At 71.9% G+C, this 23,674-nt stretch carries 25 protein-coding genes, 1 tRNA gene and 1 pseudogene; 8 read left to right on the top strand and 19 right to left on the bottom strand.

Features of this window, described 5'->3' with window-relative positions; genetic code table 11:
• Positions 1 to 66: 66 nt before the first annotated feature.
• The 6 genes and pseudogenes from ACQEU6_RS29785 to upp all read right to left on the bottom strand — a co-directional run bounded on the left by ACQEU6_RS29785 (position 67) and on the right by upp (position 4,924).
• A complete protein-coding gene (locus tag ACQEU6_RS29785) occupies positions 67 to 765 on the bottom strand; it encodes a FadR/GntR family transcriptional regulator (RefSeq protein ID WP_499336361.1) in 699 nt (232 codons plus the stop codon).
• Between the two features lie 220 nt (positions 766 to 985).
• Positions 986 to 2,428 carry a helix-turn-helix domain-containing protein gene (locus tag ACQEU6_RS29780; RefSeq protein ID WP_499336360.1) on the bottom strand — a complete coding sequence of 481 codons (1,443 nt, stop codon included), beginning with the start codon at positions 2,426 to 2,428 and terminating at the stop codon, positions 986 to 988.
• A gap of 655 nt (positions 2,429 to 3,083) precedes the next feature.
• Positions 3,084 to 3,593, bottom strand: a pseudogene (locus ACQEU6_RS29775) (PH domain-containing protein); the annotation flags it as partial.
• Between the two features lie 7 nt (positions 3,594 to 3,600).
• Positions 3,601 to 3,759, bottom strand: coding sequence for a hypothetical protein (locus tag ACQEU6_RS29770; RefSeq protein WP_499336359.1), 159 nt, complete (start codon positions 3,757 to 3,759; stop codon positions 3,601 to 3,603).
• Between the two features lie 101 nt (positions 3,760 to 3,860).
• Positions 3,861 to 4,121 (bottom strand): hypothetical protein, encoded by a 261-nt coding sequence (locus tag ACQEU6_RS29765; protein WP_499336358.1) that lies wholly within the window; start codon positions 4,119 to 4,121, stop codon positions 3,861 to 3,863.
• A gap of 164 nt (positions 4,122 to 4,285) precedes the next feature.
• Positions 4,286 to 4,924, bottom strand: coding sequence for a uracil phosphoribosyltransferase (gene upp / locus ACQEU6_RS29760; protein WP_499336357.1), 639 nt, complete (start codon positions 4,922 to 4,924; stop codon positions 4,286 to 4,288).
• A gap of 194 nt (positions 4,925 to 5,118) precedes the next feature.
• On the opposite strand from upp, the gene ACQEU6_RS29755 reads away from it, so the two are divergent.
• On the top strand, positions 5,119 to 5,331 hold the full coding sequence (locus tag ACQEU6_RS29755; protein ID WP_499336356.1) for a hypothetical protein: 213 nt from the start codon (positions 5,119 to 5,121) through the stop codon (positions 5,329 to 5,331).
• Between the two features lie 154 nt (positions 5,332 to 5,485).
• Positions 5,486 to 5,971: a tRNA adenosine deaminase-associated protein gene (locus ACQEU6_RS29750; protein ID WP_499336355.1), complete on the top strand. Its 486-nt coding sequence runs from the start codon at positions 5,486 to 5,488 to the stop codon at positions 5,969 to 5,971.
• A gap of 35 nt (positions 5,972 to 6,006) precedes the next feature.
• Here ACQEU6_RS29750 and ACQEU6_RS29745 read toward each other — a convergent pair whose 3' ends face one another.
• Positions 6,007 to 7,332 carry an alkaline phosphatase family protein gene (locus ACQEU6_RS29745; protein ID WP_499336354.1) on the bottom strand — a complete coding sequence of 442 codons (1,326 nt, stop codon included), beginning with the start codon at positions 7,330 to 7,332 and terminating at the stop codon, positions 6,007 to 6,009.
• Positions 7,333 to 7,518: 186 nt separating this feature from the next.
• Between ACQEU6_RS29745 and ACQEU6_RS29740 the strand changes: the two genes are divergently transcribed.
• The 4 genes from ACQEU6_RS29740 to ACQEU6_RS29725 all read left to right on the top strand — a co-directional run bounded on the left by ACQEU6_RS29740 (position 7,519) and on the right by ACQEU6_RS29725 (position 10,514).
• Positions 7,519 to 7,956 (top strand): tRNA adenosine deaminase-associated protein, encoded by a 438-nt coding sequence (locus ACQEU6_RS29740; protein WP_499336353.1) that lies wholly within the window; start codon positions 7,519 to 7,521, stop codon positions 7,954 to 7,956.
• Positions 7,957 to 7,993: 37 nt separating this feature from the next.
• Positions 7,994 to 8,431 carry a tRNA adenosine(34) deaminase TadA gene (gene tadA, locus ACQEU6_RS29735; RefSeq protein ID WP_499340382.1) on the top strand — a complete coding sequence of 146 codons (438 nt, stop codon included), beginning with the start codon at positions 7,994 to 7,996 and terminating at the stop codon, positions 8,429 to 8,431.
• A gap of 10 nt (positions 8,432 to 8,441) precedes the next feature.
• Positions 8,442 to 8,529, top strand: a tRNA-Ser gene (locus ACQEU6_RS29730).
• A 641-nt stretch (positions 8,530 to 9,170) separates the two neighbouring features.
• Positions 9,171 to 10,514, top strand: coding sequence for a diacylglycerol/lipid kinase family protein (locus ACQEU6_RS29725; RefSeq protein ID WP_499336352.1), 1,344 nt, complete (start codon positions 9,171 to 9,173; stop codon positions 10,512 to 10,514).
• Between the two features lie 80 nt (positions 10,515 to 10,594).
• On the opposite strand, the gene ACQEU6_RS29720 is transcribed toward ACQEU6_RS29725, so the two are convergent.
• The 6 genes from ACQEU6_RS29720 to ACQEU6_RS29695 all read right to left on the bottom strand — a co-directional run bounded on the left by ACQEU6_RS29720 (position 10,595) and on the right by ACQEU6_RS29695 (position 15,815).
• The gene (locus ACQEU6_RS29720; protein ID WP_499336351.1) at positions 10,595 to 10,816 is read right to left on the bottom strand and encodes a hypothetical protein; all 222 of its coding nucleotides are present in this window, start codon (positions 10,814 to 10,816) and stop codon (positions 10,595 to 10,597) included.
• Entirely contained in the window at positions 10,792 to 11,364 is a 573-nt protein-coding gene (locus ACQEU6_RS29715) for a hypothetical protein (protein WP_499336350.1), read from the bottom strand. Before ACQEU6_RS29715 ends, ACQEU6_RS29720 begins: the two co-directional genes overlap by 25 nt.
• Before the next feature lie 813 nt (positions 11,365 to 12,177).
• Entirely contained in the window at positions 12,178 to 13,713 is a 1,536-nt protein-coding gene (locus ACQEU6_RS29710) for a serine/threonine-protein kinase (RefSeq protein ID WP_499336349.1), read from the bottom strand.
• Positions 13,714 to 13,968: 255 nt separating this feature from the next.
• Positions 13,969 to 14,136 (bottom strand): hypothetical protein, encoded by a 168-nt coding sequence (locus ACQEU6_RS29705; RefSeq protein ID WP_499336348.1) that lies wholly within the window; start codon positions 14,134 to 14,136, stop codon positions 13,969 to 13,971.
• A gap of 126 nt (positions 14,137 to 14,262) precedes the next feature.
• Positions 14,263 to 15,138 (bottom strand): EamA family transporter, encoded by an 876-nt coding sequence (locus ACQEU6_RS29700; protein WP_499340380.1) that lies wholly within the window; start codon positions 15,136 to 15,138, stop codon positions 14,263 to 14,265.
• Positions 15,138 to 15,815: a B3/B4 domain-containing protein gene (locus ACQEU6_RS29695; RefSeq protein WP_499336347.1), complete on the bottom strand. Its 678-nt coding sequence runs from the start codon at positions 15,813 to 15,815 to the stop codon at positions 15,138 to 15,140. The genes ACQEU6_RS29700 and ACQEU6_RS29695 overlap by 1 nt, the downstream gene beginning before the upstream one ends.
• A gap of 236 nt (positions 15,816 to 16,051) precedes the next feature.
• Here ACQEU6_RS29695 and ACQEU6_RS29690 point away from each other — a divergent pair, with 236 nt between their 5' ends.
• Positions 16,052 to 16,615 carry a helix-turn-helix domain-containing protein gene (locus ACQEU6_RS29690; protein ID WP_499336346.1) on the top strand — a complete coding sequence of 188 codons (564 nt, stop codon included), beginning with the start codon at positions 16,052 to 16,054 and terminating at the stop codon, positions 16,613 to 16,615.
• 224 nt (positions 16,616 to 16,839) lie between these two features.
• Here the strand turns inward: ACQEU6_RS29690 and ACQEU6_RS29685 are convergent, their stop codons facing one another.
• From ACQEU6_RS29685 to ACQEU6_RS29670, 4 genes are all read right to left on the bottom strand, one after another.
• Complete coding sequence (locus ACQEU6_RS29685) at positions 16,840 to 17,046, bottom strand: SDR family oxidoreductase (protein ID WP_499336345.1); 207 nt, start codon at positions 17,044 to 17,046, stop codon at positions 16,840 to 16,842.
• Positions 17,047 to 17,557: 511 nt separating this feature from the next.
• The gene (gene dnaN / locus ACQEU6_RS29680) at positions 17,558 to 18,703 is read right to left on the bottom strand and encodes a DNA polymerase III subunit beta (RefSeq protein ID WP_499336344.1); all 1,146 of its coding nucleotides are present in this window, start codon (positions 18,701 to 18,703) and stop codon (positions 17,558 to 17,560) included.
• 75 nt (positions 18,704 to 18,778) lie between these two features.
• Positions 18,779 to 19,288 (bottom strand): methylated-DNA--[protein]-cysteine S-methyltransferase, encoded by a 510-nt coding sequence (locus ACQEU6_RS29675; RefSeq protein WP_499336343.1) that lies wholly within the window; start codon positions 19,286 to 19,288, stop codon positions 18,779 to 18,781.
• Between the two features lie 10 nt (positions 19,289 to 19,298).
• Positions 19,299 to 20,771, bottom strand: a complete 1,473-nt coding sequence (locus tag ACQEU6_RS29670) for an AlkA N-terminal domain-containing protein (RefSeq protein WP_499336342.1) — start codon at positions 20,769 to 20,771, stop codon at positions 19,299 to 19,301.
• Positions 20,772 to 20,949: 178 nt separating this feature from the next.
• Here ACQEU6_RS29670 and ACQEU6_RS29665 point away from each other — a divergent pair, with 178 nt between their 5' ends.
• The gene (locus ACQEU6_RS29665; RefSeq protein ID WP_499336341.1) at positions 20,950 to 21,312 is read left to right on the top strand and encodes a nuclear transport factor 2 family protein; all 363 of its coding nucleotides are present in this window, start codon (positions 20,950 to 20,952) and stop codon (positions 21,310 to 21,312) included.
• Positions 21,313 to 21,404: 92 nt separating this feature from the next.
• Here ACQEU6_RS29665 and ACQEU6_RS29660 read toward each other — a convergent pair whose 3' ends face one another.
• Positions 21,405 to 22,160: an SDR family NAD(P)-dependent oxidoreductase gene (locus tag ACQEU6_RS29660; RefSeq protein ID WP_499336340.1), complete on the bottom strand. Its 756-nt coding sequence runs from the start codon at positions 22,158 to 22,160 to the stop codon at positions 21,405 to 21,407.
• A 10-nt stretch (positions 22,161 to 22,170) separates the two neighbouring features.
• Positions 22,171 to 23,559 (bottom strand): MFS transporter, encoded by a 1,389-nt coding sequence (locus ACQEU6_RS29655; protein WP_499336339.1) that lies wholly within the window; start codon positions 23,557 to 23,559, stop codon positions 22,171 to 22,173.
• Positions 23,560 to 23,674: the final 115 nt, after the last annotated feature.

Genomic DNA, 23,674 nt, shown 5'->3' with positions numbered 1-23,674 from the left:
ACGACGGCCGCCCATGGGGTGGGCGGGTCACGCCCCCGGTCATGGTGCGGGCTTGCACTCGCCGCGCTAGGTCTCCTGCGGAGCCGTCCCGGACAGGGGGACGGTCGAGGCCAGGATCTGGTCGAGACACGCGTGGGTCGCCTGGGTGGCGGCGTCGGCGTCCCCCGCCTCGATGGCCGCGGCGATGGGGCCGTGCGGGACGTCGGCGTGTTCGAGCAGGCTCCCGGCCGCGCCGATGCTGGCCCGGAGCGCCGCGCTGAAGTCGCGGTAGAGGTCGGTCAGGACGCGGTTGTGGGTGGCCTCGACGACGGCGGTGTGGAACTCGAGGTCGGCCTCGACGAACGCCGAGTGCTCGCCCGCCGCCCATGCCGCGTCCCGGCGCGCGAGGGCGACCGCGATGGCGGCGGTGTCGGCGTCCGTGCGCCGGGTGGCGGCGAGCCTGGCGGCCTCCACCTCGAACCCCCGCCGGACCTCCAGGATCTCGACGAGTTCCGCGGTCTCCAGCCGCCGCCGGACGGCTCCGGACAGCTCGCTCGTGGCGCGCACGTACGTCCCGTCGCCCTGGCGGCTCTCCAGGAGCCCCGCGTGGGTCAGCGCCCGCACCGCCTCGCGGACGGTGTTGCGCCCGACCCCGAGCGTCTCCGACAGCACCGGCTCCGGCGGGATCTTGGCGCCCACCGGCCACCCGCCCCCGGTGATCTCCTCCCGGAGCTGGTCGATCACCTGGTCGACCAGCGACGACCGCCGCGCCGTCCGCAGAGTCACCCGAACCTCCAGTCAACCAGTCATCCCATGTCTGAAGAGTACGACATCCGCGACCCCTGATCTATTCCGCCCCTCGGGCCGCGGCCCGCGGAGGCGTCCGGGCGGCACCGACACCGCAGGTCACAGCCCAGGTCGGCGATCGAATGTGACGGTACACACGCGACCGGAGACGAGGCGGCCACGTGATCGCGACGACCTCGTCCGCCGAGGGACGAGCGGTCTAGTGCCGGGTGCTCAGGGGGACGCGGTTGAAGACCGACAGGCCTGCCGCTTCCAGGGCCTGGCGGTAGGCGGTGGCGGCGCTGTCGGGGGATTCGATGAGTTCGTACAGTTCGCCGAGCTCCCTGTAGAGGTGCGCCGCGGGACGTCCCTCGGGAAGGGTCGCCAGTTGTTCCGAGGCGGCGCGAAGGACGACCTGGGCGGCCGTGGTGTTGCCCTGGGCCACCCTTGCGCGAGCCAGGACCAGGCGCGCCAGAACGGTCTTCTGGGTGCGGACGCCATGCTCGTTGGCGGGCTGGGGCGCCATGCCCTGCCCGTTCGCGGGGGCGGAGAGGGCCATACCGGTGTCGAGGAACTGTTCGAGCGCGGCGATCGCCTCGTCCAGCTCGCCGACGAGGACGAGCGCGCGGGCCTTGGCGATGGTGCTTTCGGTGGACTCGGCGTCGTCGAGGCCGGTCGCGTCCTGGAGCAGGGTCAGCGCCTCCTGGGCCGCCTCACGGGACCCTTCCTGGCGCGGGCGCTCGAACCCGTACTCGCCTGACGGCACCGCGCCGGGCGGGGCGACGGCGGAGAACGGCTCGACGCCCCTGAGCAGCGCTTTGGCTCCGGCGAGGGCGAGGCGTGCGTGGGCCTGCGTCGGGGTCGCGTCCGTACGGGCGGCGAGGGCCTGGTCGGCGAAGTACAGGGAGTCGCCGACCGCCCCCTCGTCCAGCGCGCGCATGCTGGCCCGCTGGTAGTGGGCGCTCAGCGGCTCGGCGTCCGCGGACCCTCCAAGGTGCAGGAGGCGCCGCCCGAGCTCGTGCGCGCGGACGGGATCGGAGCGATCCACATAGGCGAGCAGCAGGATGCGTCCGGCCTCGGTGTACTCGTGGCCTGCGTGCAGGCCGAGCCGCTCCAGCCGTGCGAGGGCGCGCTCGCCGAGCGCGACGGCCTGCCCCAGGTCGCCGACGGTGTGGTACGACCGGGCCAGCGCGATCACCGGAGGCAGCCAGCTCGCCCGGCCCGGGTCGCGTTCGGCCTGCTCGCGCAGCTCCTCGAACAGCGCGATCGCGCGGTCGGTGCGGCCCAGTTCCTCAAGGGCGCGGGCGCGGCCCAGCCGGGCGCGGGCCGTGAGGTCGGGGTCGTCGCTGCGGGCGATCACCTCGTCGAATCCGGCCTCGGCCGTGGCGGGGTCGCCGCGCAGGAGCGCCAGATGGGCGTGGCGCTCCCGCACCTCGAGGTGGGCGCGCTGCTCGGGCTCGACGCCCTCGGCGAGGTATTCGGGAGTGCAGCCGAGACGCTCGGCCAGCATCCGCAGAACAGTGGGCGTCGGCGTGCGCTTGCCCGACTCGATCAAAGAGATGTAGCTGTCGGAAAGGTCGTGACCGGCGAGCTGTGCCTGCGACAAGCGTCTGGTCAGCCGCAGGTTGCGGACACGTTCGCCGACGTTGCCTGGACCCGGCATGTGGACTCACTTAGCGGAAGTAAACAGGCGGCTGGGGTGCCGACATGATTGCACATTGCGGGTTATCACACATCGAGAGCAAGGAAGCGACAGGAGAAGCGACCGGCCGGAGGGCCCGCGCGCACGGCGCTTCGGCGAGATCCGCCGGTTCGCGCCGCCGGCTCCTTCCCGTCGATCGCGACATCCGTCATTCGCCGACGGTATCCGACCCTTCAGGCAAGATCGCAGAGACCGCCGATATTGATCAGACCATCACGCGATCCGGCCAGTAGCGGACGCCCGGCGCGGGGTTGGGATCGCTCCCAGCCGGATCGCTCCCAGCCGGATCGGTCCGGCGCCGCCCGCGGATCGCCGGGTCCGGTGCCGGCGGTGCGGCCGTGACGGGTCCCGGGGGGCGCGAGGCCGCTCTGCATGCTCTCAGATGGTCGCTGACCCCTCTGCGGCCCCCCTGCGTCAACGGAGAAGCCGGGCACTCCGGGTGCCCGGCTTCTCGACGTTCAGGAGCGTCGCAGAACTAGATCTCCCCGTCGGGATCGTCGTTCTTGGGCAGCGTGGCGGTGGGGGCGTCCTGCGCGTCGGCGTCGGGGGCGTCCTCCGCCGGGCGGGGCCGGCGCGGAGGCGGGGGCGGGGGCAGCGCCTCCTCGGGAGCCGGGTTCTTGTTCGGGAAGATCATTTCGCAGACTTCGAGGTAGAGCTGCTCGGGGTAGGGCAGGAAGGGCACGTTCGTGAGGGCCTGGTCCTGGCCCGCGGACTCCAGCACGAACTCGCCGTAGCCGAGCATGCGGCCCGCGATCGTCCGCTTGAAGCTCATGTCGGTGACCTTGGCCAGCGGCATCATCGCGACCTTGCGGGTGATGAGCCCGGTGGTGAGCAGCATCCGCTGGTTGGTGATGACGAAGTAGTCGACGGACCACTCCGCGACCCGCCACACGAACCAGGCGAGGAGGATCAGCCAGCCCCACCAGACCCAGCTGAAGACCGAGCCGCCGTTCTCGGCGAGCGTCTGGCTCAGCAGGCCCGCGAGGATCAGGCCGCCGAGCAGCAGGCCGACCGGGACCATCAGCACGGCCGGGTGGCGCCGCACCGTGATGACCTGGTTCTCGTGGGGGAGCAGGTACTTGTTGACGGACGCCGGCGCGGAGTCGCCGGGGGTGACGAGTCTCATGCCGACCTCAGGCGAGCGAGTTGACGAAGGTGGTGATGGAGTCGGCGGCGGAGGAGAGGCCCGTTGCCGCGCTCTCCACCGATCTGGCCGCGCCGTCCGGTTGCGTGATGACGTAGAACGCCACGAAAGCCGCGGCGGCCCACGTGATGTACTTCTTGGCCGGCACGGCTGCCTCCCGGAGCGTTGACCCACGGACCCCGGATTCAGTTTCGCACAGCCCACACGGGCGGCAAAGCAGCGCGACGGCGTGCTGCGCCCCCCTGCTGGTCAGGGCGCGTTGTCCAGCGAGGAGCGGCGCGCCTTGCGGCGCTTCTCGGCCGCGACCGTCGCCAGCACCTCCAGGTGCCGTCGCGCGATCCGCTCGACGAGGTCGGGCGGAGCCGATCCGGTCACCTCCTCGGCGCCGTACCGCGCGGCGGAGACGCACCGCTCCACCGTGTCGGCGCTGTGGATCTCGTGGAACTCCTCGCTGAGCCGTTCCCCGATCTCGGCGTAGCGCGGAAGGTCGCCATCCCCTGGGTGAGCCATCATCCGTCCCCGAAGCTCGCTCGCGCCGCCCGGTCCGTGACGGTCCCCTGTGCCGGGACGGCGGAGGGGAACGCGCGCTCGCGTTCCGTAGAGGTGTGGTACCCCCTGCCGTCCGGAACGAACATCGCAGGTCACGTCGGGGAAACGGACTCCCCCCCGAGGGGTCAGACGACGCCGTAGAGCCGGTCCCCCGCGTCTCCGAGGCCGGGCATGATGAAGCCCTGCTCGTCGAGATGGGAGTCGATCGCGGCCGTGACCACCTTGATGGGCGCCGAGATGTCGGAGAAAGCCTGCTCCAGGTACTTCAGCCCCTCGGGCGCGGCGAGGAGGCAGAGCGCCGTGACGTCGTCGGCGCCGCGCTCGACCAGCAGGCGGATGGCGGCGGCGAGCGTCCCGCCGGTCGCGAGCATCGGGTCGAGGACGTAGCACTGCCGCCCGGACAGGTCGTCCGGCAGCCGCGTCGCGTAGGTCTGGGCCTGCAGGGTGCCCTCGTCCCGGATCATCCCGAGGAAGCCGACCTCGGCGGTGGGCAGCAGCCGCGTCATCCCGTCGAGCATCCCGAGGCCCGCGCGCAGGATCGGCACGACGAGCGGCTTCGGGCTCGCGAGCTGGACGCCCCGCGCCGGGACGAGGGGCGTCCGCACCGTGGCCTCGGCGACCCTGACGTCGCGGGTCGCCTCGTAGGCCAGCAGAGTGACCAGCTCGTCGGCCAGGCGGCGGAACGTGGGAGAGTCGGTGCGGACGTCCCGCAGCGTGGTGAGCTTGTGCGCGACGAGGGGGTGATCGACGGCGAGGGTCTGCATGCGCTCACCGTAGCCCACCCCGCGGGGCGGTCCGAGGGGCCAGGATAGGACGCCGCTGAGCTGGGCAGGATGGCACTATGAACAGCGAGAGCGATCAGCAGCCGAGCGGCCGCTCGCGGGCCCGGGAATCCGCGCCCGATCCGCCCGCTCCCGCCTCGGCTCCCGATACCGAGCCCCCGGCTCCCGACTCCGCGGTGACCGAAGTCACAGGCGGACAGGCCCCGCCGAGCCCCGGCCCGCAGGGCGACATCTCCCCCGAGCAGGTGCGCGAGCACCTGCGCCGCAGGGCGGTCTTCCTGCGCGAACTCGCCGAGGCCCGCGAGCTGCGCCGCCGCGTGACGCCGCACCGGTCCCGCCGCGCGCGGATCCACGCGGCACTTCGCCGCCGCACGTTCCGCATCAATTGATCCGGATCGGTTAGGTTCATGCCGCCGGGCACCGTGATCGGCGCTGACTCCCGGCTTCACCTCCGGGTGCGGCGGCGAGTTTGGTGGTGGGGCACGCGAGTGCGCGCCGCATCTGCGACCATGCCCTGGCAGGAGACGTGCCGGTGGGGTGGAAATGACGGATGTGGACGCGACGGACTTCGCCGTTGTGGTGTATCGGGAAGACGAGCGCTGGGAGGCCGAGATCCTTCCGGTCGCGCTGACCGAGGACCTCGCGGGGCTGATCCATGCCCTGCGCCAGCAGCCGAGCCTCGGCGGCACGGTCGGGCTGGTCTCGGTCGGCGACGACTTCTTCGTCGCGATCCGCCTGCTCGGCGACGAGGTCATGGTGTTCCTGTCGGACGTCACCGCCTCGGTCGACTGGCCGCTCGCCGGCCAGGTGCTGGAGTACCTGGACATCCCGATCCCGGACGAGGAGGAACTCGACCAGGTCCTCCCGGTCGGCGACATGTCGATCTTCGCCGACCTCGGGCTGGACGAGATGGAGCTCGGGGCGATCTCCGGCGACCTGGAGCTCTACCCGGACGAGATGCTCCTCAGCATCGCCGGCCGCATCGGTTTCGCCCCGGCCTTCGAACGCGCCCTCGACGCCGTCCCCTGATCCGCCCGCCGCCGTTCCGGCCGCCATGCCCGCCGTCACGCCCCGCGAGGGAAGCCGTTGCGCCGGGCGTAGTCGCTCAGCCCCGCCCAGTCGTCTCCGGTGTGGCTGTGCTGCGGGTCGAGGCAGCCGAGGCTGATCGGGCGCTTCGCGTCGTAGCGGGGCGCGCGCGTGTCGGGCGGGTCGGTGAAGTTCAGGACCTCGGCGATGTTGCGGGCCGCCGCGTCCCGCACGGTCAGCGGCTCCAGGCCCCAGCGCCACTCGATCGCCTTCAGGACGGACGTGTGGTCGTACACCTCGTGCGCGACGGCGCCGCGCCGCGCCCGCGGGGAGATCAGCAGGCAGGGGACGCGGAAGCCGCGCAGCCCGGTGCCGAGGTCGGGCCGCGGGTCGGGGCCCTCCGGCGGCGGGACGTGGTCGAAGAACCCGCCCCACTCGTCGTAGTTGATGACGAACAGGGTGCGGGGCCAGTTCGGCGAGGTGACGAGCGCGGTGTAGACCTCGTTGAGGAACGCCTGGCCGAAGCGGATGTCGGCGAGCGGGTGCTCGTCCTCGGACATGCCGGGCAGGAGCAGCTCGCCGAGGAAGCCGGGCTCGACGAAGCTGACCGCGGGCAGCCGCCCGGCGCGGGCGTCGGCGCGGAACTCGGCGATGTTCCGGCTGATGTCGAGGTGCCGCAGGCCCCACAGCGCGGTGAACGGCACGTCGCTGAAGTAGTACCGGCAGGAGATTCCCCTGGCTTTGAGCCGGTCCCAGATCGTGGCCGTCTCGGAGATCGTCAGCGCGTTGGAGGTCCGGTCGGTCTGCCCGGCGTGCTGGAAGATCCGGTTGGGGAACGTGGACGACATGATCGCCGGGAAGTAGCGGTCGCAGACCGTCCAGTCGAGGGCGGCGCGGCCGTGGAAGCCGAGGTCGGGGCCCTCGTAGTAGCCGATGGAGAACACGTCGTTGTCGCCGGCGCGCAGCCATCCGTCGCACTCGCCGCCGTTGTACTCGGTTCGCCCGCCCTGGTAGGAGTGGTCGGGGTCGTTGAAGCCGCACCCCCACGGCACCTTCAGGTGGTGGGTGTCGTGCGCGTTGCCGCCGGCGTCGGTGAAGGTGAGCCCGGCCTGGCGGCCGTCGGCGCCGGGCAGCCAGCCCATGTAGTGGTCGAAGGACCGGTTCTCCATCATCACGACGACGATGTGGTCGATGCCGGACTCCTCCGGATCGGGCAGCTCGGCGACGGGGGCGCGCCTGGCGGCGGCCAGCTCCGCCGCGTGGGCCTGGGTGGACGATCCGGAGGCGGCGCCCGCCGCGATGATCGCCGCGGTGCCCGCCGTCCCCGCCAGAAATCCGCGCCTGGTCAGTTCGTCCGCACCCATGGCACTCCTCCCGGGATGGCGATCGCTGAGCAGTATGCGGACTCCTGTGAACCGAGGGAAGGACGCCCGGCGTCCGCCACCGGACAAGAACGCGAAGTTTGTTCACAACCGCTTCCGGGCACCGGCCGCCGATTCCGGCGCACAGGGGGGTGGGAGCGGGCGGACCGCGTGGGTCACAATGAGCACGTGTCCTACTTCGCCGCCGTGTTCGCGCAGACCCCCCAGGGCTGGGTCGGGACCGAGGCCGTGCTCGACGAGGCGGAGAGCGTCGACGACGTCGCCGACCTGATGCGCGAGGCCGCCGTCGAGTCCTACGGCGACCCGGTCGTGCTGCTGGTCGAGCAGGACGACGACTGGTTCGCGGTCGTCCGGCTCGACCGCGACGACGAGCCGCGCCCCTTCATCTCCGCCGTCCGCGAGGACGGGCTCGGCTCGCTGTTCCAGCAGCTCGTCGGCGAGGTGCCCGACGGCGACGCCGCGGGCGACGCGGCCCTGCTGGAGGACCTCGGGGTCGACGCCGGGCGGCTCGGCGAGCTCGGCGAGCGCGCGCTGCCCGGCGACGCCCTCCTCACCGTCGCCGAGCAGGCCGGGTTCGGCGAGGAGTTCGACCGCCTCCGTGACTGACGCGCGCGATCCGGTCGTCGCGACGTACCGGCCGGCGATGCTCCGGGCCCTCGACGAGGCCCGCGAGGCGGCCGAGGACGGCGAGATCCCGGTCGGCGCCGTCGTCCTGGACGCGTCCGGCGAGATCATCGGAACGGGCCGCAACGAGCGCGAGCGGACCGCCGACCCGACCGGCCACGCGGAGATCGTCGCGATGCGGCGGGCGGCGGCGGCCCTCGGCGGGTGGCGGCTGTCCGGCTGCACGCTCGTCGTGACGCTGGAGCCGTGCACGATGTGCGCGGGGGCCACCGTCCAGGCCCGGCTGGACCGCGTGGTCTACGGCGCGGTCGACCCGAAGGCGGGCGCGGTCGGTTCGCTGTGGGACGTCGTCCGCGACCGGCGCCTCAACCACCGCCCCGAAGTGATCGCCGAAGTGATGGCCGACGAGTGCGCCGCCCCGCTTATCGAGTTCTTCGCCCGCCGCAGAGTCGGGTAGGCTCTCCCGCGGTGGTGTCGCCTAGTGGACGAGGGCGCACGCCTCGAAAGCGTGTGAAGTGCAAGCTTCCGTGGGTTCGAATCCCACCACCACCGCCATCCAGATGGCCGTCCACCGGCCAGACGCGCTGAGGGCGGGACCCATGGTCCCGCCCTCAGCGCTTTCTCATCTCAGTTGCCGCTTTCAGGCCGCCCCATGGCTCCCCTCAGGGGCGTCGTCGTAATCCTCGGCGGGCTCCCAGAGGAGCCCTGCCACACGCTCGGCGAGGTCGCTTCGGATGACATCGCTCATGTGCTGGTACCGCTTGGCCATGGCGGCGCTCGACCACCCCATGATGGGTGAAGAAGTATCCCTTGTCGGCTCAGGCGTTGTGACTTCCTTAACCATCCAGGTCAGTGCGGCCCACACCTGCCCTGCTGAGGACATTCCGGTACCAGTTCAAGGGCGACCCCGGCCACCCGGGCCGGGCATGCGGCCTCTCCGGGCCGACCCACCTGACCTCAGCCGCCGGACTTCCTGATCGATGCGATGGTGAGGAGCCATCCGACGCGTCAGGGCTGATCGAGTGCCTAGAGACGTGTTGTGCCGGACTCCATTTCCACCGTGTGTGGGCACAAGGGTCCTCGGGTGCCGGTGGAGCTGTCAGGTCTTGAGGGTCTTTGGGCGGGCAAGGTTGGTGGGTAGGCCGGGCTGGGAGGTGAAGTGCGGCGTGGGTCAGGACGACAAGGGAGGGGTCCGGATGACGGGCTCGGGAGGAGGCGCGGCCGCGCGACTGTTGGCGCGTTTGGCGGTGCTGGCGGCGATCGGTGTCGTGGTCGTGCTGGTGCTGGCACTGGGAGAGGGCGGGCTGGTGGTCGTCGGGGCCGAGTTCCTCGGCCTGATCGTCTGTGCTGTCGGTGTGTGGTGGTTCCTGGCGCACCGGGGCGTGGTCCGGCTGCTTGGGGCGCTCGTCGCGGTCGCAGCGCCCGTCGCCGTCCTGGCGCTGTTCACCTTCGATGGTCTGTGGATCCTGGCGTTGCTCTTGGGGGGCTGCTGGGCTTTGACGTTGGCCTGCGCCCGGGAGGCGCTGCGCAGGTCGGCTCCGGAGCGAGCGCGGCAGGTGGCGGCTGCGCCCCGGCCGGAGCGGCCGGTCCTGATCATGAATCCGAAGTCCGGGGGCGGGAAGGTCGTCAGGTTCGGGCTGGTCGAGCGGGCGGAGGAACTCGGCGCGCGGGTGATCCTGCTCGACCCGTCCGCCCCGGCCGACGTCGCCGAGCTGGCCCGTGAGGCGGTCGCCGAAGGAGCGGACCTGCTCGGAGTGGCGGGCGGCGACGGCACCCAGGCGCTGGTCGCGGCGGTCGCCGCCGAACACGACCTGCCGTACCTCGTGGTCTCCGCCGGCACTCGCAACCACTTCGCCATGGACCTGGGTCTCGACCGCACCGACCCGGCGCGCTGCCTCGACGCGCTGACCGACGGTGAGGAACTGCGGATCGACCTCGGCGATGTCGCGGGCCGAGCATTCGTCAACACGGTCTCGTTCGGGATGTACGCCGAAATCGTGCAGCAGCCCGGGTACCGCGACGACAAGGCGGGCACGACACTGAGGCTCATGCCGGACCTGCTGGTCAGCGATGGGGGCCAGCGCCTCAACGCGCGAATCGACGGCACGGTGCTGTTGTCCCAGCAGGCACTGCTGGTCAGCAACAACCCGTATGCCTCGCTCGACGATCTCGGCGGCGCGGACCGCCGGGCCCGGCTCGACGGCGGCGAGCTGGGCGTGATCGGGATCCGGGTGGAAGACGCGGCACAGGCCGCGGACCTGGCCCTGCGGGGCTCGCGGTCCCCGGAGGTGACCGTCATGACCGCGCACCGGGTTGAGGTGACCTCCGACGCGGACGAGATCCCCGTGGCGGTGGACGGCGAAGCCTTTCGGATGCCGACGCCGGTCGCATGCACGCTGCGCCCGGGCGCGCTGCGCGTCCAGGTGCCGCGCGACCGCCCCGGCGTCACCGTTCCCGCCCCGCCCGTGAACTGGCGCCGGATCATCGACCTCGCGTCCGGCCGCACCGCGGGAGCCGCCTCAGGAGAGCCCCGTGCCTGACCCGGTGCCCGGTAGCCCTCGCCGAAATCCATCGAACACGGATCTGCCCTGAGGCTTGTTCGGAATACGTCAGCTGGAGTTCAGCTGCGCCGCCACGGGGCGCGGATCACGTCGTCGGGGTCGACGGCGCAGTAGGTTCCGTTGGCCACTTCGTCGCGGTCGATGTCCCAGCCGACGACGCCGCTGGGCTGCCGTTGCAGCTCGATCATCCGGTCGCGCTGGGGGCCGGTGCCAGTGTTGACGTCGCACTGCACCACGCTGGACCAGGACTTTCCGTTCAAAGCGGCGGTGAAGGCGAGCACAGGCAGCACGATCGGCCGAGGACGATCCCGATGTTCCTCACGGCATCCGCCGCGCGCTGGGCGGAGGTCTCGGCCCGTGTCCCGGAACGTTTGCCGGTGACGGCGTGACGTCGGCCTGTGGCGAACTCGACCACCACGCCCAGACGCATGAGGTAGCCAAGGACACCGCAGGCCACGCCCCGCCACAGGCCGTAGGCGGCGCCGATGGCCGCGGCCAGGCCGGCCGGGGCGATCGCGGCGGACGCGGCAGACCCGGCCGGCGGGGTGCCTTGGCGGGCGGCGGCCCCGCCACGGCGGGCGTAGTAGAGGTAGGTGGCGCGGGAGGCGACCACGGCCAGCACGGTTACCAGCAGCGGCTCGTTCAGGAACGTGCCGGTGACGATGTCGAGCAAGTTCGCCGGGCCCGTCACATCGACCACATCCCGGGCGGCGTCACCGCTGCCAAGGGTCCGGGCCAGCTTCAGCACCGGCACCGCGAGCAGCACCGACAGCACCATCACGTGCGTGGCGCTGCCACGCGGGTCACTCCGGGTCTCCTGCTCGCTCACACCGCCAACCTACGGTCGCGGGACTGACTCCCGACGACGACACACACGTGCGCCGCCCCGTCGGCCGTCCCCGCGCCGGTGATGCGCCTACCCAGGGTCGTGGAACGATCTTGCGGTGGGCGCGGGGCGATCTGACCGACCGGCAGTGGCGGCAACTGGAAGCGGTGGCCGCCCCTGCCCACGATGGGCCGCAGGCCACAGGGCCGGCGTCAGCTCTTCGACGTGATCTGGTGACGGGGCCGGACCGGCTCACCGTGGCGCGACCTCTCCGAACGCTTCGGTCCGTGACAGACCCCGTACAGCCTCTTTCGGTAGTGGCGAGCTTGCAGAATGCGCGCCGAGATTCGGCAGCATGGGGAGAAGTACCAGGCCAGAAACGTTCGACGGTGGGACTGTCAATCCGTTGGCTTAGCTCACCCCGGCCGGAGCGGGCGTTGATCAGTCTCACTTCCAGTCTCAGTAGGCCGCTGTCCGGGGTTCGTTCGGGCCCGCTCATGGCCGTCTGGCCACGGACAGTGGTCGGTTCCGCGTGGGTTGACCATCGCATGAGCGAGTGCGGAGTACTCCGCCGATCATGGGAGGACGGGGAGCCGCAGACCTCGAAAGCGTGTGAAGTGCAAGCTTCCGTGGGTTCGAATCCCACCACCACCGCCATCCAGATGGCCGTCCACCGGCCAGACGCGCTGAGGGCGGGACCCGTGGTCCCGCCCTCAGCGCTTTCTCGTCTCCGCTGCCGGTCTCTGGCCGTTCCTCGCTACGGATGGCGTCCCTCATGTGCGGTACCACTTGGCCCACTGAGGTCTGTCGCTCTGGTCAGCGCGCGGACTTCTTCAGAAGAGCCGCTGCGAGCTGTTTGGCATAAGCGGCCTCGTTCTTCTCGGTGACGTCCTGCTGTTCACTGTCGCTGATGCTGATGTCAGCCGTGAGATTGTCGACGCGGATCATCAACTGCGGCTCATCGAAGTCGGACGGGGGAGCGATGTAGTGCCCCTCGTCCCCTATCCCGGGGAGGAAGTCGCCACCACGGGCGCTCATCAACGCCGCGTGCGCGTTGTCGTCTCCCGACTTCCAGTTCTTCTTGCCGTACCGCTTGAACGCGACGGAAATGCTCCCCCTGTCGGCGAAGTCCTTGGGCAGGGTCGACCAGGTGCACTCCAGCGCGTCCTTGGTGCCCTGCGGACTTCTCGTCAGAGAGACCTTCGCGTCCTGGATGCTGGGCGTCGGGAGACGGCCGCACGCAGGAAGCGCGGAGAACTTCCCGTCCTCCACCCAGAGCCCCATGGGGTTCTGCAGCAGGAACCCGCCGCCCGTGATCACGGCGAGAATCCCGGCCGCCGTCAGGAGCCAGGCCCTGAGGGAGATCGGGGAAGGCTGATCCCCGGCGATCGCCGAAGACGCCCGCACCGTCGGGGCCTCCACGACCGGCCTCGTTTCCCGGCCCGGGGGCGGAGAGGAAGCCGGGGGCGGCGCCGGCTCCGGGACGGACTCCCGCCCCGGCGCCGACGGCCTCGCCGCCGCCCGCTGGGGCGCGGGAGTGGCACGGAGCCGCTCGGCGACGGCGCGGGCGTCCGGTGGCCGGTCCCGCGGGTCCTTGGCGAGCAGCGCGTGCGCGAGCTCGTCGAGATCCGCGGGGACGTCCGGACGCACATCACGCGGCCTCGGCGGGTCGGTGAGGACGATCTCCCGGATCAGCGCGCGCAGACTGTCCTCGTTGAACGGCTTCCGGCCGGTGAGCAGGGCGAACAGCACCCCGCCCAGCGCGTACAGATCCGTCTGCGGCGTCGGCTCGTGCCCTTTCTCGAACTGCTCCGGCGCCATGTACGCGGGCGTCCCCAGGATCGCGCTGCCGGTCAGTTCCGTGACCTGGTCGGCATAGCGGGCGATTCCGAAGTCCATGACGGTCACCCGGTCACCGGGGCGGACCATCACGTTGGCGGGCTTGACGTCGCGGTGCACCACCCCCTGCCGGTGAGCCGCGTGCAGCGCCTCGGCGATCCCCGCCGCCAGCCGCCTCGCCCGGTCGGCCGGCAGGCCCCGCGGGTGGCGCTTCAGCACCGCGGACAGATCCTCCCCGTCGAGGAGCTCCATCACCAGGAACAGCTGATGCCCGTCCTCACCGACGTCGTGGACGACGATGATTCCCGGGTCGCGGAGCCGGGCCATGATCTCCGCCTCCCGGCGGAACCGGCTGATCAGCCGGGCGTCCGCCCCCGCGGGCGCCGTGAGGATCTTGACCGCGACCGAGCGGCCGAGCCGCTCGTCCAGGCCGCGCCACACCTCGCCCATCCCACCGCGTCCCAGGAGGGAGTCGAGCCGGTACCTGTCCGCCAGTCTCAGCCCGGCACGCATTGCCCTCCCCTGACCGTCCACGAGCGACGGATCATGCATACACCGCCGAACGCCCCCGTTTCCAGAGATCAACCAGACCGCCGCGCGGTTCAGGGAATTCGACGGACTCCGGCGTCCTCATAACCAAGAGAAACCGCTCCTCAACGGTGAGGCCGGGCGGTGAATTGCCTCGTGCCGTTCTCTGGCCGGGAATGAGCTCGGGATGGACGCCCCCGGGGCCGGGCAATACCCCGGCGAAACAGCGTCCACCCGACTTCAGACGACGACGGCGGCGATGGCCACGAACAACTCCTCCCCGCTTTCCAGCTCGACGCTGAACATGCCCGGCTCCTCCTCGACGACGCCCACGCGGACGGCGCCGGGAAAGTCCCCGGCGGCTCCTAGGAGGTGGTCGCGAAGCTCAGCGATCCTGTCCCTGGCCATGGCGGGCTCCTTCCGAGCAGCCGAGAGCCGCTTCTACCGGCGATCTTCCCCACATCGCGACCGAACCGGTAGCCCCCGGACCGCGAAGGCGTTGCGCGCGCACGGGCCGGCGGGCGGCGGGAACCGTCAGCCGACCGTGACGAGGGCCACGCCGGCGACGGCGACGGCCATGCCGACGCGCTGGACGGCCCGCAGGCGCTCACTGTAGGCGACTCTCGCCAGCAGGACGGTGATCGCCGGGTAGAGGGACGTGAGGACGGCCGCGAGGCTGAGCATGCCGTTGTGGACCGCGAGGAAGTACAGCACGTTCGCCCCCGCGTCCAGGCTCCCGGACAGCAGCGCCAGCACGATCAGCGTCCGTCCGGACAGCCTCGGGCCCGCGTTCGCGCCGCGGGCCGCCAGGAAGAGCAGCGCGACGGCCACGATGGCGAGGTTGCCGAGGCGGGCGCCGACGATCGGCCAGAGACCGGTGCCGTCCCCCGCCTCCTTCAGCAGGACGAAGAAGACGCCGAAGCAGCTGCCGGACAGGCCGGCCATCACCGGGCCCGAGTCCAGGAGCCGCCTCCCGGTCGCACCCGGCGCGGCCTCCTTCTCGCCGTTCGCCTCCATGCTGACCAGGCCGATCGCGACGAGGCAGAGCAGGACGCCGAACAGGACGGACGCGTCGAGCCGCTCGCCCTGCGCGACGCCCACGGCGACCGGGATCACGGCGGCGGCCAGCGCCGACACCGGGGCCACCACGCTCATCGGCCCGCGCGCGAGGGCCCGGTAGAAGGCGATCAATCCGCCGCCGCCGCAGAGGCCGGCCACGAAACCCCAGGCCATCGGTCCGGGGCTCACGTCCCCTCCGGTGAGCAGCGCCGACACCAGCACGACCGCCAGCCCGATCGGAACGCACCAGGTCAGCGCTCTGATCGCGGTCGACCCGCGGGTGACGGTGCCGCCGAGGAAGTCGGCGACGCCGTAGGCGAGGGCGGCGGCCAGGGCGAGAACCGTGACCATCACCGCCCGCCGATCAGCCTGGTCTCGATCCGCACCCCGGGCGAGACCGTCCGCAGCCGCTCCGCGAGCCGGTCGCCGGCCTCGGCCAGCCGGTCCAGGGGGTACGGCTCAAGGCGTTCGAGGAGGAACAGGCCGTTCTTCGCGGTCTCCGTCAGCCGCGTCCGGACGCACTGGCGCCAGTTCCAGCGCCGGCAGGTGACGCCCTGGTCGTCCCGCCAGACGACCTCGCCGGGGTTCGGGTGCTCGACCGCGGGCTCGCCGCCGGCGATCACGTCGAACGGCTCGTCGCCGGTGGCCCTGACCAGCCGCGCCGGGCCCTGGTAGGCGTCGAGGTCCTCGCCGCCGATGGGCAGCGCGTACTCGACGCTCACCGCGTTGTAGGCGTCCACGACCCTGTTGATGGCCGGGAGCGCGTCGGCGCGGCGCAGCAGCGCGTCCACCGAGGGGCGGGTGCGCTGCGGCTTGGCCCCGAACGCCCGGTAGGCCTCGCGCCACGCCTCGACGTGCGGGTCGTCCGCGTCCGCGGCCCGCGCCGCCTCGGCCAGCCATGCCTCGCCGGCCTCGTCGCTCGGACCGTTCTCCAGCCCCTCGGCGGTCATGACGAGGACGGCGAAGTCGGGACGCAGCTCCCGCACGGCCTCGTCCACCACGATCCGCTCCAGCATCCTCATCCTCATCCTCCGCACGGTCACTTTAATGACATTCACGTATCATCATACCGACCGTTGGCGACGGTCCCAAGAGGCCAACGTCCGGCCGCCCGGATTCCAGTCCCGGCGGGTGCTTGATGTTCTCGGGGAGGCCGTCCCTCGGTCCGGCCGCGCTCCGTGTGGCCGACGCAGGAGCGCGCGGCGGGCCCGGGAGTGCGGAAGACTGGCGGGCGGCGGACCGGACCGAGGCGGCTGGAGGGCGCTTGAGCGGTCAGGAGGCGATCGGCGAGGCCGTGGCGCGGACGGTGCGGGCGCTGCGCGCCGGGCACGGGTGGAGCCTGGACGAGCTCGCCGGGCGCGCCGGGGTGAGCAAGGGCGTGCTGGTCGGGCTGGAGCAGGGGCGCGGCAACCCGAATCTGGGGACGCTCATACGGATCTCCGACGCCCTCGGGGTGCCGCTGACCCGGCTCGTGCAGGTCGAGGAGGAGCCGCCGGTGCGGGTGTTCCGGCCGGAGCGGCACGTCGTGCTGTGGCAGGGCGAGCACGGCGGGACGGGCACGCTGCTGGCCGGCAGCGACCCGCGCCCGTCGCTGGAACTGTGGAACTGGGTGCTCCAGCCCGGCGAGACGCGCGAGAGCGACGCGCACGTACCCGGCACCAAGGAGATCGTGTACGTCCAGGAGGGCACCCTCACCCTCGGCGTCGACGGCCGAACGGACCTCGTCGAAGCCGGCACGGCAGCCGTCTTCGTGGGCGACCGCCCCCACTCCTACGGCAACGCGGGAAACAAGGAAACCCGCTTCGTCCTGGCCGTCCTCGACCTCTGACCACCCCCACCGCCGGCAAGCCGGCACACACCCCAACCAGAACCGACACACACCCGGCGCCACAGCCGAACCCCCGAACGCCTGGGCGGCAGAACACACATACCGAGGCTGGACGTGCGGTTCGGTCCTCGGCGCGCCCGTCGGAACATTGCTCAGGCCAAGGCACACGCGGGCCGGGCGCGTGCCATCAGGCTCCCGGGCGCGTGCAGGTGGGTCGGCACGCATCACGCGGGCCAGGGCAGCACGCGGTCGGTCGGCAACGCACGGTAGGTCGAGGGCCGCAGGACACGCGGCCGAGGTGGGCGGGTCCAGCACAGGCCGCCGTCGACGGTGATGCTTTGGCCGGTGATCCATCTGGCCGCGTCGGAGGCGAGGAAGTTGACGACTTCTGCGACGTCCTCCGGCTCGAGTTCCACCTCACCGAGCCGCATGGGGCGCATTCACGGATCATGAGACGGGGTCCCGAAGCCAGATCCGGATCGGGACGAGGTCGATGACGCCCAGGCAGATGAGCCCGCGCTTGTCGTAGCGGGTGCCTACGACGTGGTGTCGGCGGAGCTCGTCCAGGCGGCGTTCGACGGTGTTGCGCTTCTTGCAGGTCCACGGTCGAAGGCGGGCGGTCGTCGCGGCAGATCCCCGCGTGACGCTTCAGGCGTTCTTCGTCCGCGCGGATGATCTGCAGCCGGACCGCCGCCGAGATCACGTGACGCACCGTGGATCGGGGTGGTGCGTGGTCGGTCGGGCTACCGGTGCGTCGTCGGTGTGGGGTGCTGGGGCCTGTCTCGAAGTGGCCCCGGCCCCGCGCGAACGCGTGACCTGTCCGGTTCAGCGAAGCCGGAGGCGAGCGGAACCTGGCAGATCGCGAAGCGATGCCGCGTTCGCCCAGGGCCCGGTCACGTAGCGAGCCGCCGGGCGAGCGAAGTGGGCCGGGACTTCAGAGTCCTAGCTGGTGAGGCGGACGGGCATGGCCAGATAGCGGTAGCCGGTGTCGGCGTTCTCGGGGGCGGGCTCGTCGTCCTTCTTGTCGGGGATGGCGGTGAGGAGGGCGGCCTTGGTGGGGCCGGTGCATTCGAGGCGGGCGTACTCGGTGTCGATGCCCGCGAGGCCGTCCAGCAGGTACTGGGGGGCGAACGCGATGTCGATCTCGTCGCCGTCGAGGTGGGCGCCGACGCTCTCGTTGGCGCGGGCCGAGTCGCCGGTGGCGGCGCGGATGCGGACCTCGTCGGCGGTGAAGGCCAGCCGGATGGGCGTGCCGCGCTCGGTCACGAGGGCGGCGCGCTTGATCGCCTCGACGAAGGGGGCCACCCGGATCTCGGCGACCGACGTCCAGGTGCCGGTGAGGCGCGACCGGTAGTTGATGTACTGGTCGTCGAGGAGGCGGCTGGTCATGCTGCGGCCGCCGCCGGCGATGCCGATGAGGGTGTCGGCGGTGCCGCCGAGGGCGATGGAGACGTCCGCGCCGCGCTTGATCGCCTTGGCGGTGTCGGCGAGGGTGCGGGCGGGGACGACGACCCCGGCGGTGAAGCCGGGCTCCTGCGGCGACCAGGTCAGCTCGCGGGCGGCGATGCGGTACCGGTCGGTGCAGGCGAGCCACATCGTGTCGCCCTCGATGTCGATCCGGACGCCGGTGAGCATGGGCAGGGTGTCGTCGCGACCGGCGGCGGGGGTGACCTGCGCGACCGCGGCGGCGAACAGGTCGCCGGGGACGGTGCCGGCGAGGGCGGGCGGCTCGGGGAGGGTGGGGTAGTCCTCGACGGGGAGGGTCAGGAGACCGAACTCGGCGGGGCCGCAGCGGACGACGACCTCGGAGCCCTTGGTGAAGACGTCCACGGGCTGGTTCGGGAGGTTGCGCACGATGTCGGACAGCAGCCGCCCGGGGACCAGGGCGCGGCCCGGCTCCGCCACGGCCGCCTCGTCGGTGGCGTGCGCGGACACCTCGTAGTCGAACGCTCCGAGGGTGAGCCCGCCCTGCTCGGTGACCTCGATGAGCATGCCCGCGAGGACGGGGAGCGCGGGACGTGCCGGAAGCGTCCGCGCAGCCCACGCCACCGCGTCGGCGAACGTCTGGCGCTCGACTCGGAACTCCACCTCGATCAGCCCTTCTCCGGTTGGACGGCCATCACGAGCACGGTAACCCGGGGCTCCGACATTCCTCCGCGCGGGTCAGAAGAGCGCGTTCTCGGTGGTCCTGATCTTGCGCTCGAGGTCGAGGAGGTAGCGCTTGCGGTCGAGGCCGCCGCCGTAGCCGGTGAGGGAGCCGGTGGAGCCGACGACGCGGTGGCAGGGGACGATGACGCCGACCGGGTTGCGCCCGTTGGCGAGGCCGACCGCGCGGGACGCGGTGGGGCTGCCGATCTCGACGGCGAGTTCGCCGTAGGTGATGGTCTGGCCGTAGGGGATCTCCTGTAGGGCGGCCCAGACCCGCTCCTGGAAGGGCGTCCCGTGGAGGCGGAGCGGCAGGTCGAACTCGGTCAGTTCGCCTGCGAAGTACGCGGTGAGTTGTTCGGCGACGGTCGCGAAGGGTTCGTCTTCGGGGTCGCCGGGGGCGCCGAAGGTCTCCTGGGCGGGGCGGTGCCGCTGCATCTCCATGTAGAGCCCGGACAGAGCGCCGTCGTTGGCGACCAAGGTGAGCGGTCCTACGACGCTCTCTATGACGACGTGCGTTGTTTCCACAGCGGTTCCTTCAGTTCGCGGGAAGCAGGTTGATGGCGTGGTCGAGGGTGGCCCACAGGTACTGGACGGAGTAGGCGCGCCATGGGCGCCATTGTGCGGCGCGTTGGGTGAGGGCCGCAGGGGTGACGGGAAGTTCGAGCGCCGCGGCGGCTGCTCTGATGCCGAGGTCGCCGGGGATGAACGCGTCGGGGTCGCCGAGGGCGCGCATCGCGATGGTCTCGACGGTCCAGGGACCGAATCCGGGCAGGGCGGACAAGCGCGCGCGGGCCTCGTCCCAGTCGCTCCCTACGCCGAGGTCGATCTCCCCCTTGGCGAGGGCGTCGACAAGGGTCGTCAGGGTGGTGCGGCGGGTCTTGGGGAAGGCGAGAGTCTCCGGGTCGAGTTCGGCAAGGGCGGCGGAGGTCGGGAAGAGGTGCGTCAGCCCGCCGCCTGGGTCGTCTATGGGGTCGCCGTAGGCGGTGACCAGGCGCGCCGCGTGCGTGCGGGCTGCGGCCGTCGACACCTGCTGGCCCAGGACGGCGCGGACGGCGAACTCGGGGGCGTCCACGGTGCGGGGCACGCGGCGCCCAGGGGCCTTGTCCACGAGCGGCGCGAGGACGGGGTCGGTGCGGAGCAGGTCGTCCACGGCGACGGGATCGGCGTCCAGGTCGAGCATCCAGCGGCAGCGGCTGATCGCGATGGGGAGGTCGCGCAGGTCGCTGAGGCTGAGGGTGCAGGCGACGTGGTCCGGTTGGGGCCGCAGGGTGGCGATGCCGTGCCCGTGGGGCAGCCGCATGGCGCGGCGGAGCGCGCCGTCCCGCCACTCCTCGACGCCGGGGACGGCGGTGGCGGCGAGGTGGCCGAACAGGTTGTCCGGGCAGAGCGGGGCGCGGAACGGAAGCCGCAGCGACAGGGCGCCGGCCCCCGCCGGGGGGTGTCCCTTGGCGACGCGGTCGCGCAGGGCGGACGGGGTGAGCGCGAACACCTCGCGGACGGTTTCGTTGAAGGCGCGGATGCTGGCGAACCCCGCCGCGAACGCCACATCGCCCATGGGGATGGCGGTCGTCTCGATGAGGAGCCTCGCCGTCTGCGCGCGCTGGGCCCGCGCCAGGGCGAGCGGGCCCGCGCCTAGTTCGGCGTTGAGCTGACGCTCGATCTGCCGCGTGCTGTAGCCGAGCCGTGCCGCGAGACCGGGGACACCCTCCCGGTCGACGACGCCGTCGGCGACGAGGCGCATGGCCCGGCCCACGACGTCCGCGCGGTGGTTCCACTCGGGAGAGCCTGGGGAGGTGTCGGGTCGGCACCGTTTACAGGCCCGGAACCCGGCGTGCTGGGCGGCGGCAGCGCTCGGGTAGAAGCGCATGTTCTCCGGCTTGGGCGGGACCACGGGGCAGCTTGGACGGCAGTAGATCCCGGTGGTCACGACCCCGGTGAAGAACCATCCGTCGAAGCGGGCGTCCTTCGACTGGACCGCCCGAACGCACCTTTCCACGTCCTCGTGCATGTCTCCAGCATCACCGATGGTCAGAGGTGTTCACTGGCAGGAATCCGACATCATCGTCGCGGCCCAGGTCAGCGGGCGCACCAGCATGACGTCCCAGGTAATCGATCTTCCGTCGCGGCCCCGGCACCGTAGAGGCCATCGGGGCGACGAACCCGAACAACCAGATGGGAGTCATGACATGAGCGATGTGCAGCAGCGGGTCGAGCGCTACCTGGCCGTGTGGAACGAGACCGACCCGGCCGCCCGGCGCGCCGCGATCGACGAGCTGTGGACGGAGAGCCCGGTCTACGTCGACCCGCTCGGCGTGGCGGAGGGGCGCGACGCGATCGACGCCTTCGTCGGCGCCGCGCAGGAGCAGTTCCCCGGCCTGGTGTTCCGTGCGGCGGGGACGGTGGACGCCCACCACGACGTGGCCCGTTTCACCTGGGAGCTCGGCCCGGAGGGCGGCGAGGCGATCGTGGTCGGGTTCGACGTGGCGACGTTCGACGGCGACGGCCGGTTCGACCGGGTGACCGGGTTCCTCGACAAGGTTCCGGCCTGATCGGGCTTGTGCCGGTCTTGTGCCCCGGGGAGGGGTGGCGTGCCGGACGCCCGCGACGTCCGGCACGCCCCGTTCACCGTTGCCAGGGGCGTTCACAGTTGCCGTAGCGCTCCCCCGTCCACGGCCCATTCGGCGCCGGTGACTTGGCCGGCCAACGGCGACAGCAGGAAAGCGATGACCCGTGCGACGTCCTGGGGTGTGCCAAGGCGTCCGGTGGGGAGCCGCCGTTCTTCCTGGACGAACCGCTGGATCGCCTCCTCCACCGGTAGGCCGTACTGGTCGGCCAGTTGGTCGGCGAACCCTCCGGGCTCGTCCCACAGGCGCGTACGGGTCGGGCCAGGCGTGACGACGTTCGAGCGGATTCCGCAGCGGCCGAACTCCCCCGCCAGCGTCTTCGACACCGACAGGAGCGCCGTCTTGGACGCCGCATAGTCGACCAGCGGCGTGTCGGGAAAGCGTGCGGCCTCGCTTGAGACGTGCACGATGCTTCCCGCCCCCTGGTCGATGAGCGCGGGCAGTGCGGCGCGGGCCATGCGCACGGCGGCGTGCAGGTTCAACTCGAACGTCGCGTGCCATTGGTCGTCGGTGACGTCGAGGAATCCGATCCGGGATTCGAGGGCGCCGGCGTTGTTGACGAGGCCGTCCAGGCGTCCGTGCCGTTCCAGCGCGACGTCCACGACGTGCTGCGCGGCGTCGGGCCGGGTGAGGTCGGCGGCCACGTCGACGGGTGAGCGCGCCACCCTGACGACCCGGGCGCCCTCGCGGGCCAGGAGGGCGGCGGTCGCCTCGCCGATCCCGGCGGACGCGCCGGTCACGATGTAGACCCTGCCTTCGAGTTCGAGGTCCATGGCGCTCCCCCTACGAACGGCGCAGGAGCGACCCGGCGAGGGCCGCGCCCGCGAGGACGATCGCGACGTTCACGGCCGTCGCGGTGTGGACGCCGCCGATGACGGACGCGTTCGCCGTGGCCACCGCGCTCATCACCGGGATGCCGAGGGTGATCGCGACCTGCTGCGTCATCGTGGCGAGCCCGGTCGCGAGGCCCTGCTCGCCGTCCGGCAGCCCGGACGTCGCCATCCCCATGAAGGCGACGATCGCGACGAGGTTCCCGAATCCCCCGATCGCGGTGGCGGCGAGCAGCAGGCCGAGGGCGCCGCGCGACTCCCCGAGGCCCAGCAGCGCGGCGGTGGCCGCGGCCTGCAGGACGAGCCCGGACACGAGGGTCGCCCGGCCGCCGAGCCGCCCCATGACGCGGGGTGCGGCGACGCCTCCGGCGAACGTCCCGGCGCCGAGGACGCCGAGCGCCAGCCCCGTCGCCAGCGGCGAGAAGCCCAGGACCTTCTGGAGGTAGAGCGTCATCAGGAACACCAGCGACGTCTCCGTGGCGAACGCGACGAACCCGCCCACGTTGCCCCAGGTGACGGTGCGCCGGGTGAGGACGTGGAGCGGCGCGAGCGGGGCCGGCGACCGGCGCTCGACCAGGATGAACGCGGTGAGCAGGACGGCGGCGGCGACCAGTGCGCCGAGCGCGGCCGGGGAACCCCGTCCGGCCGACCCGGCCGACGTGATCCCGTAGACGAGGGCGAGGAGGCCGCCGGTCACGGTCACCGCGCCGGGAACGTCCAGCCTCGCCCCGTCCCGGGACCGGCTCTCCGCGACCACGGCGGGCGTGACCGCGAGGATCAGCACCGCCACCGGCACGTTGACCAGGAAGGCCCAGCGCCAGCTCAGCAGGTCGGTGAGCACCCCGCCGAGGATCGCGCCGACGGTGAACCCGGCCGACATCAGCGCGCCGCTGAGGCCGAGCGCCCGCGTCCGCAGCGGCCCCTCCGGGAACGACGTGGTGAGCAGCGACAGGGCTGCCGGTGTGGCGATCGCCGTGGCCAGGCCCTGCAGGACGCGTCCCGTGAGCAGCACCGACGGTGAGGTCGCCAGCCCGCCGACCAGCGACCCCGCGGCCAGGAGCACCATGCCCGCCAGCAGCATCCGGCGCCGTCCGAACAGATCGGCCACGCGGCCGAACAGCAACGTGAATCCTGCGGCGGGCAGGGCGAACGCCGTGGCGATCCACTGGAGTTGGTCCAGTCCGAAGCCCAGTCCTCTGCCGACGACCGGCAGCGCCACGTTCAAGATGGAGAAGTCGATGGCGAGCATGAACTGCGCGCCGAGCAGAAGAGTCAGAACCAGCTTGTGCCGTGACGACATGCGCTCTGGGGGAGCGGCCACGGCGGTGGTGAGTGCGGTCATGGAAGAGACCTTCGCCGCGTGGGACGCGCCTACCCAGTCCCCGCTCGTTCGTACCACTCCGAGTAGCAGGTTCAGCGACCTGGGAGGGAGCAGCAACCTGGCTCCCTGGCGTGAC

This window comes from Spirillospora sp. CA-108201 (assembly GCF_050936235.1).
In the GTDB taxonomy this organism is placed as follows: Bacteria; Actinomycetota; Actinomycetes; order Streptosporangiales; family Streptosporangiaceae; genus Spirillospora.
This window is presented reverse-complemented; position numbering and strand designations above follow the sequence as displayed.